Raw genomic sequence first — 16254 nt, 5'->3', positions numbered from 1 at the left:
CTCGCCCTCGCTCTCGAACGCACAGGGGGACCTTGTACGCCGCGAGCCGCTGACGGCAGAACCGCGCCACGGCGTCGAGCCTCGGCCCTCGACTGCGCGATCACACTCGGTAGGGTCCATGATCGTTAGCGGCGCCAACGGCCGTCCGCCGCTTCCTCAACCCCGCATCCGAACTCAAGACTTGTTGCGCAACTCCGCCGCGACCGCCCGCTCCCGCAGCCGCTCGGCCTCCGCGCGCATCGTCTCCAACTCGGCACGCGCGTCCTCCAGCCGTGCTCGCTCCAGCCGCACGTCGAGCAGCAACTGGTCCCGTTCGCGAACGGCGGCCTCCGCCCTCTCCCTCTCCCCCTCGCCCCTCCCCCGCTCATCGGAGAGCGCGGTCGCCGCCTCCTTCTCCACGGCCGCGAGCCGTTCAGCCGCGCTCGCCAGCTCTCGCCGCCTGCTCTCCTCCACCCGCGCGACCTCGGCAGCCGCTGCTTCACGCACCTTCGCCGCCTCGTTGAGGGCCACGGCGCGCTCCCGCTGCGCCTCGGCTGCCGACCGCTCGGCGCTCTCAGCCCGTGCCACGGCACGGTCGCGCTCCCGCCCCGCCGCCTCCGCCGTGGCCGCCGCCGCGGCGACGTCCCGCTCGGCCCGCTCACGAGCGCTGACGGCCGCCGCCACCTCCTCGCGCGCCCGCTCGCTTTCCGCCCGTGCCTGCGCGGCGTCCTCCTCAGCCCGTACGGCCTGCGCCCGCGCCTCTCCGGTACGAGCTTCGGCCACCTCCACCCGCTCCGCCAGCTCCTGAACGGCCTGATCCCTGGCCCGCTCCGTCAGCTCGACGCGCCGTACAGCCTCCTCCGCCCGCTGCTCGGCCACCTCCGCGCGCCGGCCGGCCTCCTCGGCGGCCTGGAGAGCCTGCCGCTCGGTGCTGGCCGCCTCCCGCAACGCGGCCAGCGCCTGCTCCCGCGCCCTTTCGGCATCGCCGAGGGCATTGTCCCGCTCAGCCTCCGCCTCCTCGAGCCGCACCCGCATCTCCCCCGTCTGCCGGCGTGCGTGCTCGGCGGCCTCACGCGCCAGCCGTACCTGCTCGAACGCCTGCTCCCGCTCGGTACGCGCGATGGCGACCCGCGTGTGCGCCTCGGCCTGCACGGCACTCAGCCTGGCCTCCACCCCGGCAGGGCTCAATTCGTCGGACAACGCCTGCGCCAGCGGCTCGATCGCGGCGGCGAGCCCGCTCTCCATCCGCTCGTACAACTGCTCGGCCCTGGCCAGCGCCCCTTCCAGCCCAGGCGTCGCCCGCCGCAGCTCCCGCTCCCGCTTGGCAGCAGCCTGGCAGTCGCCTTCGGGGCAGTAAGCCTTCGGACGGCCTCTCCCCCGTCGCTGCTCGATCGGCGCTCCACAGTGCTTGCACGGCGTAACCGTGCCGGTCTCAGCAGTCACGGGAGGAGCTTAGCATTTCTGATTTTCTAGAAAATGAAAATCAGAAATTAACTTCTGTTGCGTGGCCAGAGGTGAGCAGTTACTTGCGAGAATGCAGAATTCCCGCAAGTAGCGCACACTTAGGCCCGGTGCTCAGGTCCGTGCCACCGTGGTTATGTGGGACTAGCCGCGTAGATTTCACGGCTGGCTCGTGCTCGGCCGCCGCTCCGGTGGTCGTGGCCGGGCGGCCCGTCGCTGCGCTGGGCATCGTGCTGTCCGCGCGGCGCCCGCGAGCTGCCCGGCCTGGTGGAGCCCCCTGCGCGCCGCCGCGGCCGGCCATCGCCGGGGCCTACGAGAGGTAGGCCCCGGCTCCCTCGGACGCTATCCCGCCGGCTCGACGACGGTGACCACGTGATTGGTGCTCGTTCCCTTGACGGTCGAGCTCCCGACCAGCGTGACGGTGTAGGTGTGCTTCCCGGCCGTGGCCGGCGTGTCGGTGAAGGCGAACGTCCCGTCGGTGGCGGCGGCCAGTTTCTGACCCTTGGTGGTGACGGTGCCGTCCGGCGCGACGGCCCTGCGGCTGACGGTGACCGTCGTGCGCGGGTAGACGACGCCCTCGGCGGCAAAGGTGCCGCTGAACTCCAGCAGCTCGCCGACGGCGCCCGTCGCGGGCCCGGTCACGATGAGCGCCGGTTCGTACCTGGCCACCGTGACGGTCGCCGTCGCGTAGGCCCCGTAGTACCAGGAGTTACCCGGCCAGGACAGGCGATACCTGAACGCCCCGATGCCCGGTGGGGTGTCGGTGAACTCGTAGGTCCCGTCCGCCGCTGTGGTGACCTCCCGGAAGGGCCCGTCGGTGCCGTCGGGGAGCCAGCTGTACAGTTCCAGCGTCTGCACGCCGGGGGTCGCCCCGGTGCTGAGCGTGAGCCGTCCGCTGATGGTCAGCGGCTTGAGCGCGTTCGCCTCGGCGGGCGCCGTCAGGGTCAGGGCCGAGGAGTGGTAGGGCGCGGACGGCAGCCGCCAGAGGTGCATGCGCCCGGTGCCGGGCTCCTTCAGCACCGCGAAGGTGTAGATGCCGTAGAAGCCGATGCTGCCCGGCACCAGCGCCTTTCCCTGGTGGCCGGCCGTGTAGATCACCTCTCTCGTGGTCGCGTCGTAGACCACGAGCTCCGCCGCGTCACCCGCGGCGGAGTTCCAGCCGCCCACGACGTAGTAGCCGTTCTCGCTGGCCGCGACGGTGGCGGCCAGGTCGTGCCCGGCCGGCCCCTTCTCGTCGTAGGCGTGGGCCCGGTCGAAGGTCGTGGTGTCCCAGGCGTCGAAGCGGTGGGCGCCGGACGGCACCGGCAGCACCGCCGACCCTTGGTAGGCGAGGGCCAGGTCCTCCAGGGGCGGCAGCCCTTCCGCGTCGCCGAGGATCTCGCCGAGCGGGTTGCCCGGGTCGCGGTTGACGTCGTACAACCTGACGGTGGCGGGGCTGACTCCGGGCTCCGACACGGCGAGGAAGGCGCCGGCGACCGCGACCGGCCCTCGGGGAGTAATGGACCGATCAGTGGCGCCAGCGTGTGCAGGAAACTGCACACCGGATGGCGGCCGGTGGCATGATCCTTGGCGTGGACCGAGACGAGCTACGGGCTAAGGTACGGCGGGAGCGACGGCTGCGGCGCCGGGTGCGTCGGGCGGCGTGGCGGTTGCGCCAGGCCGAGATCGAGCACGAGTGGGCCATCGCCTCGGCCCGTGCCGAGGGCCTACCGGTGCGGGCGGTGGCGGCCGAGGCCGGGCGTTCGCCCTCGCGCATCCAGCAGATCGCCACGGCGGCCGCGCCGCTGCCGGAGCTGGAGGCGGCGCTGGCGCAGTTGCGTCAGGCCGGGTGGCCGGCCCCGGAGGATCCCGCTGGTAGTGATGATGAGGAGCTGGACGGCCGCGACAGCATCGCCGAGCGCCTGGTCGATGAGGTGCGTTGGGTGCTGGAGTGCGCCGAATGGGTCGACCAGCTCGCCGGCGACGGGTTCCCCCCGGTGGTGAACCTGCGTCCGGCCGATGACGAGGATGCCTACCACGTCGGGGTGGACCTGGCCCGAGTGGCCGCGGTGCTGCGCCGGATCGCCTACGACATCGACGAGCTGGCCCGGGCCCGCACGGTGGCCGACCTGGACCAGGCCGCCATCATCGGCGACCGGCGCGCTGAACAGCGCCGCCGCCTGGCTGAGCCGGGTCTGTCGTATGCCGCCTTCAACCGCAGGTACCGCGAACGGGCCCGATCCGGAGCGCTGCGCCATCGCGCCCCGATACCGCTGACGGAGGCCGACATCTGGCGGGCCTACCAGACCGAGCTGCGCGAGCGCGGCGAGCCGCACCACGATCCGTGGGGAATCAATCCCTTCGAGCGCCGCTGAGCTGTGCCGCTCCCATAGGCGCGGCCAGACGCAAACGAGTGTGCAGTTTCCTGCACACGCTGGCGCCACTGATCGGTCCATTACTCCCCAAAGGCCGTCTCCAGCAGGCAGGCCAGCACGACGTGGGTATGGCCCATCAGATAGAAGGTCAGGGCCGTCTTATCGGTGAGCAGCTTGCCCACCCGCGGCCCCTCTCGCTTCAGGTCCTCCCGGATCTCCGCCGCGAGGTCACTGATCGCCGCGCTGAAGGCCGCGTCGACGGCCGCGCGCGCGTAGATGTCACGCCCGTACTGGTCGTACAGCGTCTGCACCGCGAACAGCTCCACCGGCCCATGCGGAGTTTCGTCCCGGGAAGACCCGTCGCCGCCTCGCCACAACGTTTGTAACCAAGATCCCACCTTGTTCATCCCAGCATGATGCGCGCACTCTGCGGAGTATGGCAAGCACGCTCCGTGAAGAGTGCCGGTCAAGCCGCCTGTCAAAGCGTCGAGAATGCGCGCGGGCCGCTCCATCCGATCGTTTCGTCGGGAAGGGATCCCCGGCCCGCCCTGGCACGCCAGTAGGCTGAATACGTGAGCGCTCAGCCTGTCGACCACATCGAGCCGGATCCCGACGACATCCTCGCCCAGCTGCCCGAGGCCGACCGGCAGCGCTTCCTGGCGCAGTACCATCGCGCGGTCGACCAGGCCCACGAGACGTGGCGCTACCGGCAGCTACGTGAGCTGCTGGCCGAGTGGTCCCTGTACGCCGTCGCCGCGGCCGACCCCGCCTACGCCGAGCGGGCGCGGGCGGCGAAGACGGGCGAGGGGTTCGTCTCGGCCGGTGAGGTCGCGGCGGCCATCCCCGGCTGGCCCACTCAACAGCGTTGAGCACCTGTTGAGCATCTGTTGAGCACCTACGGTGTCGACCTGCACGCTGCCGCCCTGGCGCAGATGAAGGACCTGCCCGGCGTGGCCCTGGACGCGCTTGTGGCCCGGGTCGTCGACCTGGTGGAGGAGCCCTGGGACGCTCGGATCGCCGACGGTAACGATCCCCGCTACCGCCGCACGACGTTCGGGCAGGGGCACGGGTTGATCTCGTTCTTTGTGGACGAGCCCGCCCGGCTGATCAGGATTTTCGACGTGACGTGGGCGGGTGAAGTCCGATGAGCGCACCCTTGCCGTCCAAGGCGCAGGCCGCGGTGCTGGCGCGCATCCGCGACGAAGAGGTCTGGTACCTGGCCACGAGCCCGCGTCGATCGGGCATTCTTCGCACGACGTTCGACGCGATCGTCAACCGACATGGGTGGGCTGAGCTCGTCGGCGAGATGGTCTCCGGCCAGGGCAAGCTGCTGGCCCTGACCACGGACGGCCGGGCTGCGCTCGCCCAGTACGAGGCGAAGTGAGTGACCACCCGCCGCGGCCCGCATAGCCGTCGCGTGATCGGGGCGTCGTCCTCATCCGTCTGCCGGCGCTCTGTCGGCGTGTAACGCCTCCGCCAGCTCCATCCGGGTTTGGGGCTGGCGGAGGCGTTCGTGAACGGCATCCCTGACATGGCGGCGCCTGCCCTACCAGCTTGAAGTGGGCCAGTGCCCAAACCGCTGGCCATTGGCGTGAATTGCCTGTACATGTCCACCGTGGCGTTGCTGGCCGCGAGTCTGCGGATGGCCGGATGGCAGCCAGGACGGCGAGGCCGGCCACGCAAGAAGTGACTACCTCGCCCTGGCGCATGGTGATCGACCCACGCGAGGTGAACAGAGCGGGGCAACCCAGCACTACCGCGAGCATGGCCACTGACAAGAACATCGGAGACCTGGTCGCTGCCACCCGCATACTCGGCCGCGAACGGCCACCGCCACATTTGGCGGGGCCGGTGGTGCCGACGCCACGGCGGTCATCTGCCGGCTCCGGCAGGGCCTCGGGCGGCCAGTTGCTCCTGGCGGCGAGCGAGCAGCTGGGCGAGGGAGGTGTGCAGGTCGGGCCAGTCGCGGGTGTCGGGATCGACGGCTTCGGCGGGCAAAGTGCCGTCGGTGATGCTGAGCCGCACGCCGATGTGGTCGGGGCCGACCACGGCCAGCCAGCCCCGCGCACAACCGCATCGGATGCGCGGTATCGGGCTGATCCTTGTGGCAGGCCATCCGCGGGGCGCGGTTGAGCCGGGCGACGTCGGCCTCGGTGCTGTCGGTGCGGCGCATCACGCCCTGCTGAGCGCGCTGCAGCCGCAGCATGTCCTCAACAGAGAACGCGGTCAGGTCGGCATCGGCCCGCCACGGGCACACCCGCTCGCCGCCACACGGCCGCGTCCGATACTCATCCGCGCGCGGCGGCCACTCCCCCACCGGCTCCGGAAGGGCGCCGCCGTGATAGCGCTTGCTGGACGCCGCAGCGTCGGTCATGGGCCTCTCCGAAAGGGGGTGTGCGCACCGGGTCCAGTCTCATTATGACCACTCCCCCGCCCCCGGGCGTCCCGGCGATCAGCGGCCGAGGCCGAGATCCGCAGCTACTACACCACCGTATGGGCCGCGCGCCGGACTGGCGACATCGTGCTCATCAAGACCCTGCTCTACACCGGCGTCCGCGTCGCCGAACTGGTGAAGATCCGCATCGACGATGTCGACCTGGACGCCTGCCGTATCCGCATCACCCAGGGCAAAGGCGGAAAAGACCGCACCGTCCCCTTCCCCGCGCACTTCAAAGAGGTCCTCGCCCTGCACATCTCCGCCGCACGCGACAAGGGCGCGGCCTTCCTGTTCGAGTCGTCGTGGAAGAAGCCGTACTCCACCCGCAGCGTGCGCGCCATGCTCGCCCGCTACGCCGCCAAAGCCGGCCTGCAGCACAACATGCCGCCCCACCGCCTGCGGCACTTCCTGTTCACTTGGCTCAAGTCCCAAGGCATCGACGACGCCCTCATCCAGCCCTACTCCGGCCACGCCAGCCGCACCTCGCTGGAGATCTACTCCAAGATCGCGCTCGGGCCCGCCCAGGAAACCTACGACGGCGTCATCGACCAGTTCCCCGAGTAGACGCCCTCTCCCATCCCTATTTACCTGCAGAAACATGATAGATGGCGGCCGTTCAGGTGCTGCACGCCCGTGGGGTCGCCGACGAAGCTCAGCCCTAGCCGGTCCGGCTCGCTCTACCGCGCGGTGTGCTTCGGGCCGGTCGGCGGTCAACGACCCAGGAACACGGGTCACATACCGTCCTTCCAGTCCTGGTAGTTGCTTCCGCACGCGTGCGTATACGCGTTACCGGCGTGGTTGCTGTCGAGGCACTGATTCGTTGTCCCATGCGTGAAGACAAAGACCCGCGAAGGCGCTTGGGTGCCTGGGCGCGGGCGCCCCCAGATATCCCAGTACATCGTCCAATTGCCAAATTCAGTGCATGTGGTGGTGTAAAGCGCTCCCGGCGCGTTCGTGGCCAAACACAGGCCGGTGGCTTTGTTTCTGAACCCCAGACCTAAACGGCCCGCCGTCGTCCAAAAACCTGTCTCAACCCATATCTGATACCCGTTCCCGTCTTGGCAGGGCAGGGTGTATACGTGACCGGCGTGGTTGCTGTCCAGGCACCTTCCCGTCGCCCAGCTCCGCAAGATGCCGGTGCCAGGCCCCATGTTCGCGGCGGACGCCGCCGGGGGCAGAAGCGTGATGGTCGCGGCGAACGCCGTCGCCGCGGCGGCAGCGGCGACGGCGATTTTCTTTACCGAGGAGATGTGCATTGACCCTCCATGGGATCAGTGAAATCAGGGATTGAGCTTCGTCGCCAATACAGCGGATGCCCTTAGCGGACGCGATGGCAGCGGTGAGGCACCGCAGTGTCCCGGTCCCAGGGGGCCGGCGACACGATCGTCGATCTTGCGCTCGGTGACCCCCGCCCCGGGATGCCGTTTCGGCACAGTGGACTCCTTCTTCCGGGAACCAGGGTTCCTCAGAGATCAGGTGTCTACCAAACCGGGTCAACTCCACCGATCGACTGGGAGATCATCTCTCAGCAGTACGACCAGATGGTGAAATACGCCACCGCCCTGCGGCTGGGCACGGCCGAGGCCGAGCAAGTGCTGCGCCGCTTCACCCGCGGCGGCCCCAAACACCCCACCTACAAGGCCATCGAGGAACTCGGCAAGGCGGTCAAGAGCGTGTTCGTCGCCGAGTACGTCGCCGCCCCAGAGCTGCGCCGCGAGATCCACGAGGGCCTGCAGGTCGTGGAGAACTGGAACTCCGGCAACACCGACCTGTTCTACGGCAGCGCCGGCACCATCCCCGGCAGCGACAAGGAGCATCAGGAGGTCTCCATGCTCAGCCTGCACCTGCTGCAGTCCGCGCTGGTCTTCATCAACACCCTGCTCGTCCAGTCCGTCCTCAAGGACCCCGCCTGGCAGAAGAAGCTGACCGACGCCGACAAAGGAGGACTTTCGCCGCTGTTCGATCGTTATCTAGGGTTGTGGAATCATTTCAGCAGCTCAGAGGACGATGATCTCTTCTTTCACGTATGGCAAGTAGACCCCAGCATGCCGAGCATGGTGGGTCCGGCGCGAAGGTATGCGAGTGTGATCGATCAGCGCTGGGCTGTTGCGATGAGGCGTTGCAATGCGGCGTGGGCGGGTGGGCCCCAGGTGGCTTTGCCGCCTGGCCGGCCGTGGACGCCAGCGTCGCCGATGAGGAGGCCGCTGAGGGCGCGGAGCACTGCCCATCCGCGGGCGCGGCGCAGGGTCGCGGCCTCCGGGGCCGGCTGGTAGGCGGCGTGGAAGAGGTCAGCGGTGTCGTCCGGCAGCAGGCTCCAGGCGGCGGCGAGGTCGCAGGCCGGATCTCCGGCGAAGAGGTCGCCGAAGTCGATCACGCCGCAGAGGGTACCGTCCGCGGTGAGGATGTTGGCCGGATGCAGGTCGCCGTGGAGCCAGAGCGCCGGGCCCGCCCAGTCGGGCGCGGCGGCGGCGTCGTCCCAGACCGCGCGGACGGCGTCGGGGTCGGCGATGAGCCCCCTCTCGGCGGCCTCGGCGAGCTGTTTGGCGAACCCCGCAGAGCAGTCGGCCAGCGGTGCTCCGCGGCCGAAGCGGCCGGCGGGCGCCTCATCGGGTGCGGGTTGGTGCAGTGCCGTCAGGAAGGCGGCCAGGGCGATGGCCGCCTTCGCGCCGCGCGTGACGGGGGCGCGGTCGGCGGGCTCGCCTGGCATCCAGGTGGTGACAATCCAGGGGCGTGGAAGCCGCGGCGAGGGCTCGCCGAGGCGTTGCGGGACGGGAACCGGCAGCGGGAGCCGCGGGGCGAGGGCGGGCAGCCAGGTGTGCTCCTTGCGCAGCAGCGCGTCCGCGTCCTGCGTCGCCCAGGGCAACCGGACGGCGAGGTCGTCGCGGAGCCGCCAGAGCTGGTTGTCCCAGCCCCGCGCGCCGAGCTTCACCGGATAATCGGCCAGGTCGGGGTGCTGGTCGCGCAGCAGACCCCGCACCAACTCCGCGGTGATCTCGATCTCGGTGTGCGTCATGCGGAGCAACATTAGCCGGATGATGAGGGACCCAGATCCCTCAGTCTCGGGCCAGGAGGGCCAGGGTTTCGGGCGCTTCCCAGGCGGTCAGCTGCCGGTCAGGGTCGGTTTCTTCCTGCGCGAACTGGTTGATCAGGTCGGCGAGGGCTTGCCGGTCCTGGTCGGAGAGGCCCTCCAGGAGGATGACCACCGGCTCCAGCAACTTGATTGTGGCCTCGGGCGTGATGTCGTCGTGATTGCTGTGATCAAGCCAGATGACGATCTCGGTAAGCGCTTTGGCGAGGGTGTGTTCGAGCGGGGTCACGATGGGCTCCTGACTGGTCGTCGGATTGCGAGGCGTGTCCGGGGCGGCTGACAGGACACGGGGAGGCGGCCCTGGTCAGCCTGCTGCCGGCTCGGTGAGTCGGGCTTCCATCTCGGCGATCAGGCGTTCTCCTCCCGAACGCGGCCCCAGCCCCAAAGTGGGCTGGTCCGCGCAGGTCATCGGACTTCCGAGAAGATCGTGTTCTCGGAAGCGGAGATGGCCAAGACTTCCGAGAACATGTACGGCTGAGAGGCGAACCCCAGCTCGGCACTTCCGAGAACAGGACCGCGTCGCTAGTTGGCGGCTGAGGACACGTTCGGGAGGAGGAAGTCTTCCAGACGATGGGTACGGCCGACGGGACGGGAACCGGGAACGGGCACCTGGTCAGGCTCTGACGACTGCCCAGCCCGGGCAGTCGCCGCCCGCGGTCGCTCTCAACAGCCCGGCCGCGTACCTCGGTTCCGCCGTCGGCACCGCGCTCGCTCGGCGGCACCGTCCTCACCGCGGCTCTCGCCCCGAAGTTGCTCCCCTACCGCACCGCCGCACTCGCCCCACCCCTGTGTCGCGACGCCGCGAACGGGCGGCGCTGGTTCCGCCCCAGGGGCGCTCTGCGGCGTCTCGAACCGGCGACAGCGTCACCGTCAGTGACCCTCGCAGGTGGCCCTCAGTCCGTGAGGAAGGATCCCTCGCGACAAGTGCGGCAGACGAAGATGTAGCCCAGCTGACCGCCAAGGTTCATCGCCGTCTCCGCGGACATCCCCTCCTCCAGGTGTGCCGCGAACTCCATCGTGCCGGTGCAGGAGGGGCACACGGGCAGTCGGTCGTCCTCAAGGTAGGAAGGGCTGCCTCCGAGCGACCCGAGCACTTCGCGCTGCTTCCCGAATCGGTCTTCGGGTTCCCTTTTCCATCCCGAGCGTGCAAGGTCGTACGCGTCAGGCTCGATCCCTTCGTCGTCGCCGGCCTCCTCGGGGTCGATCGTCACGACATGAGTGCGGATGGCCGAGGTGGCGGGCAGCAGCGTCACACCCGCCTCGGGCACGGCCACTGGTAGCAGTTCCTCCCGGGGAAACAGATAGACCCGGCTCGCGCTGGAGGTCGCCTCCCAGAATTCGCACGCGCCAGGGTCGTTCTGGCACACGAACACCGACAGGACAGCGCCCTCGACGGGGAGATGGGCGAAGAACTGCAGCGGCCCTCCGCAGCCGCACACGGGCCAGGCGAATCCGGCCGGAGCCAGCGGCACGCCCCCGGTACGCGGGACGTCGGAATCGGCCGGTGCGGGGCCGTCGTAGATCATCAGCGCTGTCTGCATGGCGAGAGGCTACTGGCCGCCTGTGACAGGTCGGTGGGAGAGGCCCTCCGCTCGGGTCGGTGTCATAGAACGCAAAATAGGGGTGTATCCACAGGTCAGGACAGCGCGCCGATGCCTGTCGGAATCCGCTCACCGACCCGTTTACCGACGTTGATTCTCGGCACGAGTTCTCGACGCTCACCACCTGCGACCTCGTAGTTTCCCGGTGGAGCGCGGCGGAGCGGGCCCGCGCCGCCCGGGTCCGCGCTTTGCGGGCCGCGGAGTACGTGAAGGTGGCACGCGCACGGGCCGACCGCGAACGGGCGGAGCGGTGGCGGCGGCTCCGAGGGCCCGGGTCGGCTCTGCCCGAGGACGGATGACGGTCGCGGATAGAGCGGGGCACGCGGGAGTGCGGAGTGGTGTCGAGTAACCATTGCACGACCGTCGCGTTGACCTCGCCGCCACCGTGCGGTCAGCCGAAACACCTGGCTAGGCCCTCCATGCAACATGCCTTCAAGATCGGTCGACATGCCTTACGTGCCTGACAAGATCAGAACGCTCTGAGCTGGGAGAGGAAGCCAAGAATCCTAGATAACCATCGCGCAGGCTACCCCGGCCGATGGACGAGCCGGATCTGGAAGCGCTGCTGTCGGGCTGAAGCGGCTGCGGGATCTGGCGATGCTGCTGCTGATGCTGGACGGTGGCCTGCGCCCGGGCGAGGTGCTGTCGCTCCATCTGGAGGACATCTCCTATGGGCGGCGGCGGGTGACGATTCGCAAACGCGATGACCATCCCCACGGAGCCCGCGGCAAGTCCCGCACCGAACGGGTCGTCGACCTGCACGAACCCCGCACTGTGGAGGCGGTCAGCCGCTACGTGATAAGGCATGGCGGCGGGACGCAGCTTCCGGCCAGGCCATAGGGGACGTTTAATTGCTCTTCTAGGTTCGACATCATCAGACAGGAGATTGGGGACACTTCGAATGATTCAGTTCAAAACGGCGCGGCGTAAACTGCTGCTGGCGCTTTCCGCCCCACTCTTATCCGTGCCGCTGGTCGTCGCGGGAGCCACCGCGGCCAACGCGGAGCCATGCTGGGGCAGAGTTTCTATCACCACGACGAGCAGGCCCAACCTCGCGGTCACCTACTACCTCAGGTACAACAACCTTTACGGCAATATCTATCCCTACGGGCAGTCGATAAGGGGCGAGGTGAACAACCCAATCGTCGCATTCTCCACCACGCCCGCGCGCTCAGCCCGGTTCGCTTACTACAACCTGCCCTACCCAGGGCAGCACCTCCGCACTGACACCGTGCCACAAGGCGGATACTTCAACCTCAACCCCTGCCATGAGGTGATCGTGACCATCCTCTGAGCGTCACCGAGAACGGCTGTCGGCGAGGATGCCCCTCCCCTCCGCTGTCATGAGGTTGGGGAGGGGACCTTCGAGCCCGTGGTCACGCCACCGTGACGGCGATGGCGGCCCCCACCGCGCACGGCACATGTCCGAGTCCTTCACAAGGCCCGGCGTAGGTACATCGCCGCGACCACCGCGCCATGCTGGTCGCGCTCGGCGGCTGCGAGCCGCAGGTCAAGGGGGCACGTGGCGGCCAACCTCAACGTCGGCAACGACCGCACCCGCCTGCACGCGGTGGGCGGGTCCGGGGACCGGCTGCCATGGCCCGGTGGCGGTCCTGGTCAGCCTGCCGTCGACTCGGTGAGCCTGGCTTCGAGGTCGGCGATCATCTGGGTGAGCAGGCTGGTGTTCTCGGATGACCGCCTGCGGGCCGAGTGTGTCGATGCCGGCGACCTTGGTGATGCACTCGTCGGCGGCTTGGGCCATGGTGGCGAACTCCTGGCGGGCGATGGAGTGGGGGTTGGCGGCCTCGAAGGTGGTGGCGCGGCGCATGTCCTTCGTCGCGGTCATCGCGGTTCGTGCGGCGGACATGGCGTCGCGGGCGCTGAACTCGTCGCCGTGCCCGGAGCGCATGTAGCGGGTGACAAAGACCCGCCGCCGGTCAGGGCCGCGCCGGGAGGGGTCGGCTGAGGGCATGAACCGTTCCAGGCGGTCGCCCCGGTTGGCCGCGATCACGCGGACGACGCGGACGGCCTGCCGCAGCCGGTGACCGTCAGGGATCTCGACGCCGGCGGCGATGTCGGCGTAGCTGACCTCGCGCCCGTGGTTGCAGCGCAGCCAGATCATCACTTCTGCGACGTCGGTCTCGGCGCGGGTCCAGCCCCTCTCATCACGGCGTCGGCTCACAGGAATTTCCCGTTCTCGTCCATGAAAGCCGCGAGCACGGCGTCGTCCAGAGCAGCGCCAGTGGCCATGTCCCGGACGGCGGCGATCGCCGCCTCGGCGCCGTCACACAACTCTGCTATGGCCTCGGCGCGGTCCGTGGTGAAGTTGATCTGCTGCTTGCTCAGCAACGCCAGCGCCCGCGAGGCAGCCATGCGGATCTCGGCCATGGCGTTGAAGACGTCCATGGACGCCTCGGCCTGCGAGCCCTCGCCGGCTTCGCGGGCTTGTGCGGCATAGGCCTCCCGCTCGGCGCGGTTGGCGCTGAGAACGATCATGAACTGCAGAAGAGTGAAATATTCTCGCCTGTAACACATGAATGACTCTGAGTTGATAGCGATGGGAGCCCCACGTCACTTCGCCGCTTCGCAGGAGCTCCTCAGGTTGACGGTGTCCACCCGAGGGGTAAGGTTGTCACTGTCAACCTGGAGGTGACTATTCATGCCCACAATCCTGATCACAGGCGGACATTCAGGCATCGGTCTCGCCGCTGTGCGTCAGCTCGCCGCCAAGGGCAACGACATCGTGCTTGCCGGACGAAGCTCTGGGCGCATGCAGCCGGCCGCGGATGAGCTGCGTGCGCGCTATCGAGCGTCCGTGACGATGCTGACGCTCGATACATCATCACTCGCGTCGGTCCGGGCTGCCGCCGCGCAGCTCCACAAGATGCGTGAGGCCGGCGAGATCGAACCGCTCGACGCGATCCTCTGCAACGCCGGTGGCCGTTTCGACGGGGACGTCTCCTACAGTCCCGACGGATACGAGACGACCTTCGCCACCAACTGCCTCGGGCACTTCCTGCTCGTCGAGCTGCTGCTTGCGAGCCTCGTCGAGGGGGGCAGGGTCGTCTACACCGCCAGCGGCACCCACGACTCGCAGTCAACCGACGGCAAGCTGGTCGGGGCCGCCGTCGAGCCGGACGCCACGGCACTGGCGAACAACGGCAAGAACGGCGTCAAGGCGCTGAGCGCGGGGAAGCGCTACTCCTCCTCCAAGCTGTGCACGGTGATGTACTCCTACGAGCTGGACCGGCGGCTGCGCAGGTCTGACAGCTCGGTGGTCTCGATCGCCTTCGACCCGGGTTCCGTGCCGGAGACCGCATTCTTGCGGGGGATGCCGAAACCGGTCCAGTGGATCTCGGGCACGCCTGTGATGAAGGGGGTGTCCAAGCGCATCGGCGTCATCACGTCGGATATGGAATTCTCCGGCGCATCATTGGCTGCGCTCGCGACCGATCCCGACTACGCGGACCGTTCCGGCGAGTATTTCCAGGCCAATGACGGGAATCTCTCCGCTGTGCGATCGGCGCAGCTGTCCTATGACAAGCGACGTGCGCGGAAGTTGTGGGACGACTCGAAGCAACTTGTCCACCTGACCGCGAACGAGGAACCCGCGTGCCTGCGATGAACACCGCCGAACGACTCGTCTCCGCTGCGGCGGAACTGCTCGATGCGGGTGGTGAGGCCGCGGTCACACTCCGCGCAGTCGCCGCCGCGGTAGGGGTCTCGCACAATGCACCCTACAAGCACTTCACTAGCCGTGACGCCCTGCTCGCTGAGGTTGCCGTAGCCGATTTCACGGCTCTGACAGACAACTGGGCGCAGATCCGGACGTCACCCGAAAAGCCGGCGGAGCGCCTGCTCAGCGCACTTGACGTCCTCATCCGTTTCAGCCAGGACCGTCCGGCGCACTATCACCTGCTGTTCGCCAGCCCCGAGATAGCCGCGCAAGGCGGTCGCCTGACAGATGCCGCCAACAGTGCGCTGGGTGCATTCAGCGACATCGTCGAAGACTGTCAGGCAGGCGCTGTTCTCCCCGCCTCTCCTGGCAACACCCTCGCAGTCGTCCTCTTTGCGGCCACTCACGGCCTGATCGCCGCCGCCGCCAGCGGGCGCCTCCGCTCTGAGTCGGGCATCGACACAAGGTCGGGCATGGAATTCCTGATCGGTCTTCTGCACGGCCGATAGGCGACATGTACAGGGCCGTGACCGCCCAACTTGGATGACCGTAAGGCGTTGTGAGGGATCTTGTTCGTGCTCTACACCGCGATCCCGTGGGAGTTTCTGCCGCAGGAGCTGGGTTTCGGCTCGGGCTGACGTTCCCCCCGGGGCGTGGACACCCGGTTTCATGCAGCCAGTGCGGCCATTCTAGCAAGCCGATCTTCATAGACGGCTGGGGGAAGGTTCCCGATCGCCGAGTGTCGTCGTCGGTGGTGTAACGAGCGATCCACCGGAAGATCTCTGTGCGGGCGTCGGCCTCGTCGTTCCAGCGGCGCTTGCCCTTGCCGTGCAGCAGTTCGCGTTTGAGGGTGGCGTTGAACGCCTCGGCGAGGGCGTTGTCCAGGCATGTCCCCGTCCTTCCGCTGGATCGACGGATGCCGTTGGTGGTGCACAGCGCGGCGAATTCGGCCGAGGTGTACTGGCAGCCGCGGTCGGCATGGAAGATCACGCCGGCGGCGCGTCCGCCACGGGCTCGCACCGCCGCCGTCAGCGCGTCGCTGATCAGCTCGGTGCGCAGATGGCCGGCGATCGACCAGCCGATCAGCCGGCGTGAGCCGATGTCGATGACCGTGGCCAGGTACAGCCACGAGTCACCGACCGGCAGATAGGTGATATCGCCGCACCACCGCTCGTCGACCGCGCCCGGGCTGAAGTCGCGCTAGAGCAGGTCGGGAACGGGCGCAGCGCTCTGATCAGGGATCGTGGTCCGCCTGCCCTTACGCAGGTGCAGGCCGACGATGCCCGCCTGGCGCATCAGCCGGGCGACCCGCTTGACGTTGACGATCTCCCCGTCCTCGCGCAGGTCAGCGGTGATCCGGGGCGAGCCGCTGGTCCCATCCGAGCCGGTGTGAAACGCCCGGATCTTCGCCACGATCCGCGCGTCCTCGGCCGCCCGGGTCTGACGGGGGGGGTTCCCGCTTGCGCCAGGCGTAGAAGGCGCTGCGGCCAACGTTCAACACCCTGCACAGCCGCGCGATGCCGTAGGTGGCGTGGGCGGAGATGAACCTGAAGCGGCTGATCAACGATCCATCTCCTTCGCAAAATAGGCGGCCGCCTTGCGGAGGATCTCTTTCTCGATCTCCAGCTCGGCGACCCGCTTCCGCAGCCGGGCTAGCT

The 16254-nt window shown here is 68.5% G+C and carries 20 protein-coding genes and 2 pseudogenes; 10 read left to right on the top strand and 12 right to left on the bottom strand.

All coding sequences use genetic code 11. The annotated features are described in order from the left end of the window. Positions 1-174: 174 nt before the first annotated feature. A complete protein-coding gene (locus V5E28_RS43115) occupies positions 175-1422 on the bottom strand; it encodes a hypothetical protein (RefSeq protein ID WP_336215844.1) in 1248 nt (415 codons plus the stop codon). 360 nt (positions 1423-1782) lie between these two features. Then, the gene (locus tag V5E28_RS43110; RefSeq protein ID WP_336215843.1) at positions 1783-2895 is read right to left on the bottom strand and encodes a hypothetical protein; all 1113 of its coding nucleotides are present in this window, start codon (positions 2893-2895) and stop codon (positions 1783-1785) included. A gap of 116 nt (positions 2896-3011) precedes the next feature. On the opposite strand from V5E28_RS43110, the gene V5E28_RS43105 reads away from it, so the two are divergent. Further along, positions 3012-3794 (top strand): hypothetical protein, encoded by a 783-nt coding sequence (locus V5E28_RS43105; RefSeq protein WP_336215842.1) that lies wholly within the window; start codon positions 3012-3014, stop codon positions 3792-3794. A gap of 80 nt (positions 3795-3874) precedes the next feature. Here the strand turns inward: V5E28_RS43105 and V5E28_RS43100 are convergent, their stop codons facing one another. Next, on the bottom strand, positions 3875-4120 hold the full coding sequence (locus tag V5E28_RS43100; protein WP_336215841.1) for a hypothetical protein: 246 nt from the start codon (positions 4118-4120) through the stop codon (positions 3875-3877). Positions 4121-4366: 246 nt separating this feature from the next. On the opposite strand from V5E28_RS43100, the gene V5E28_RS43095 reads away from it, so the two are divergent. From V5E28_RS43095 to V5E28_RS43085, 3 genes are read left to right on the top strand one after another with little or no spacing between them, the layout of a single operon-like run. After that, complete coding sequence (locus V5E28_RS43095) at positions 4367-4663, top strand: DUF6247 family protein (protein ID WP_336215839.1); 297 nt, start codon at positions 4367-4369, stop codon at positions 4661-4663. 18 nt (positions 4664-4681) lie between these two features. Next, positions 4682-4942: a hypothetical protein gene (locus V5E28_RS43090; protein ID WP_336215838.1), complete on the top strand. Its 261-nt coding sequence runs from the start codon at positions 4682-4684 to the stop codon at positions 4940-4942. After that, positions 4939-5178: a hypothetical protein gene (locus V5E28_RS43085; RefSeq protein WP_336215837.1), complete on the top strand. Its 240-nt coding sequence runs from the start codon at positions 4939-4941 to the stop codon at positions 5176-5178. Before V5E28_RS43090 ends, V5E28_RS43085 begins: the two co-directional genes overlap by 4 nt. Positions 5179-5666: 488 nt before the next feature. Here V5E28_RS43085 and V5E28_RS43080 read toward each other — a convergent pair whose 3' ends face one another. Beyond that, entirely contained in the window at positions 5667-5843 is a 177-nt protein-coding gene (locus V5E28_RS43080; RefSeq protein ID WP_336215836.1) for a hypothetical protein, read from the bottom strand. 472 nt (positions 5844-6315) lie between these two features. On the opposite strand from V5E28_RS43080, the gene V5E28_RS43075 reads away from it, so the two are divergent. Beyond that, positions 6316-6795: a tyrosine-type recombinase/integrase gene (locus V5E28_RS43075; RefSeq protein ID WP_336215834.1), complete on the top strand. Its 480-nt coding sequence runs from the start codon at positions 6316-6318 to the stop codon at positions 6793-6795. 167 nt (positions 6796-6962) lie between these two features. Here the strand turns inward: V5E28_RS43075 and V5E28_RS43070 are convergent, their stop codons facing one another. Further along, positions 6963-7487, bottom strand: coding sequence for an RICIN domain-containing protein (locus V5E28_RS43070; protein WP_336215833.1), 525 nt, complete (start codon positions 7485-7487; stop codon positions 6963-6965). A 162-nt stretch (positions 7488-7649) separates the two neighbouring features. On the opposite strand from V5E28_RS43070, the pseudogene V5E28_RS43065 reads away from it, so the two are divergent. Beyond that, positions 7650-8180 (top strand): annotated as a pseudogene (locus V5E28_RS43065) (Tn3 family transposase); the annotation flags it as partial. A 143-nt stretch (positions 8181-8323) separates the two neighbouring features. On the opposite strand, the gene V5E28_RS43060 reads toward V5E28_RS43065, so the two are convergent. The 3 genes from V5E28_RS43060 to V5E28_RS43050 all read right to left on the bottom strand — a co-directional run bounded on the left by V5E28_RS43060 (position 8324) and on the right by V5E28_RS43050 (position 10860). Next, positions 8324-9244 (bottom strand): phosphotransferase, encoded by a 921-nt coding sequence (locus V5E28_RS43060; protein ID WP_336215832.1) that lies wholly within the window; start codon positions 9242-9244, stop codon positions 8324-8326. 40 nt (positions 9245-9284) lie between these two features. After that, a complete protein-coding gene (locus V5E28_RS43055; RefSeq protein ID WP_336215831.1) occupies positions 9285-9548 on the bottom strand; it encodes a hypothetical protein in 264 nt (87 codons plus the stop codon). 664 nt (positions 9549-10212) lie between these two features. After that, positions 10213-10860, bottom strand: a complete 648-nt coding sequence (locus V5E28_RS43050; protein WP_336215829.1) for a hypothetical protein — start codon at positions 10858-10860, stop codon at positions 10213-10215. A 570-nt stretch (positions 10861-11430) separates the two neighbouring features. Here V5E28_RS43050 and V5E28_RS43045 point away from each other — a divergent pair. Beyond that, on the top strand, positions 11431-11760 hold the full coding sequence (locus tag V5E28_RS43045; protein WP_336215927.1) for a tyrosine-type recombinase/integrase: 330 nt from the start codon (positions 11431-11433) through the stop codon (positions 11758-11760). Between the two features lie 61 nt (positions 11761-11821). Then, the gene (locus V5E28_RS43040; protein ID WP_336215828.1) at positions 11822-12214 is read left to right on the top strand and encodes a hypothetical protein; all 393 of its coding nucleotides are present in this window, start codon (positions 11822-11824) and stop codon (positions 12212-12214) included. A gap of 216 nt (positions 12215-12430) precedes the next feature. Here V5E28_RS43040 and V5E28_RS43035 read toward each other — a convergent pair whose 3' ends face one another. Both V5E28_RS43035 and V5E28_RS43030 read right to left on the bottom strand, forming a co-directional pair. Continuing rightward, entirely contained in the window at positions 12431-13102 is a 672-nt protein-coding gene (locus tag V5E28_RS43035; RefSeq protein ID WP_336215827.1) for a hypothetical protein, read from the bottom strand. Then, positions 13099-13416, bottom strand: a complete 318-nt coding sequence (locus tag V5E28_RS43030; protein ID WP_336215826.1) for a hypothetical protein — start codon at positions 13414-13416, stop codon at positions 13099-13101. The genes V5E28_RS43035 and V5E28_RS43030 overlap by 4 nt, the downstream gene beginning before the upstream one ends. Positions 13417-13579: 163 nt before the next feature. On the opposite strand from V5E28_RS43030, the gene V5E28_RS43025 reads away from it, so the two are divergent. Both V5E28_RS43025 and V5E28_RS43020 read left to right on the top strand, forming a co-directional pair. Further along, complete coding sequence (locus V5E28_RS43025) at positions 13580-14545, top strand: SDR family NAD(P)-dependent oxidoreductase (protein ID WP_336215825.1); 966 nt, start codon at positions 13580-13582, stop codon at positions 14543-14545. After that, complete coding sequence (locus V5E28_RS43020; RefSeq protein WP_336215824.1) at positions 14542-15105, top strand: TetR/AcrR family transcriptional regulator; 564 nt, start codon at positions 14542-14544, stop codon at positions 15103-15105. The genes V5E28_RS43025 and V5E28_RS43020 overlap by 4 nt, the downstream gene beginning before the upstream one ends. 304 nt (positions 15106-15409) lie before the next feature. Here the strand turns inward: V5E28_RS43020 and V5E28_RS49810 are convergent. Both V5E28_RS49810 and V5E28_RS43005 read right to left on the bottom strand, forming a co-directional pair. Then, positions 15410-15742, bottom strand: a pseudogene (locus V5E28_RS49810) (DDE-type integrase/transposase/recombinase); the annotation flags it as partial. Between the two features lie 54 nt (positions 15743-15796). Continuing rightward, the gene (locus V5E28_RS43005; RefSeq protein ID WP_336215822.1) at positions 15797-16009 is read right to left on the bottom strand and encodes an IS3 family transposase; all 213 of its coding nucleotides are present in this window, start codon (positions 16007-16009) and stop codon (positions 15797-15799) included. Between the last annotated feature and the right edge of the window lie 245 nt (positions 16010-16254).

It is taken from the genome of Nonomuraea sp. LPB2021202275-12-8, from assembly GCF_037044575.1.
Classification (GTDB): Bacteria; Actinomycetota; Actinomycetes; order Streptosporangiales; family Streptosporangiaceae; genus Nonomuraea.
The sequence above is the reverse complement of the archived record's forward strand: the minus strand, read 5'-3'. Positions and strand labels throughout refer to the sequence as shown.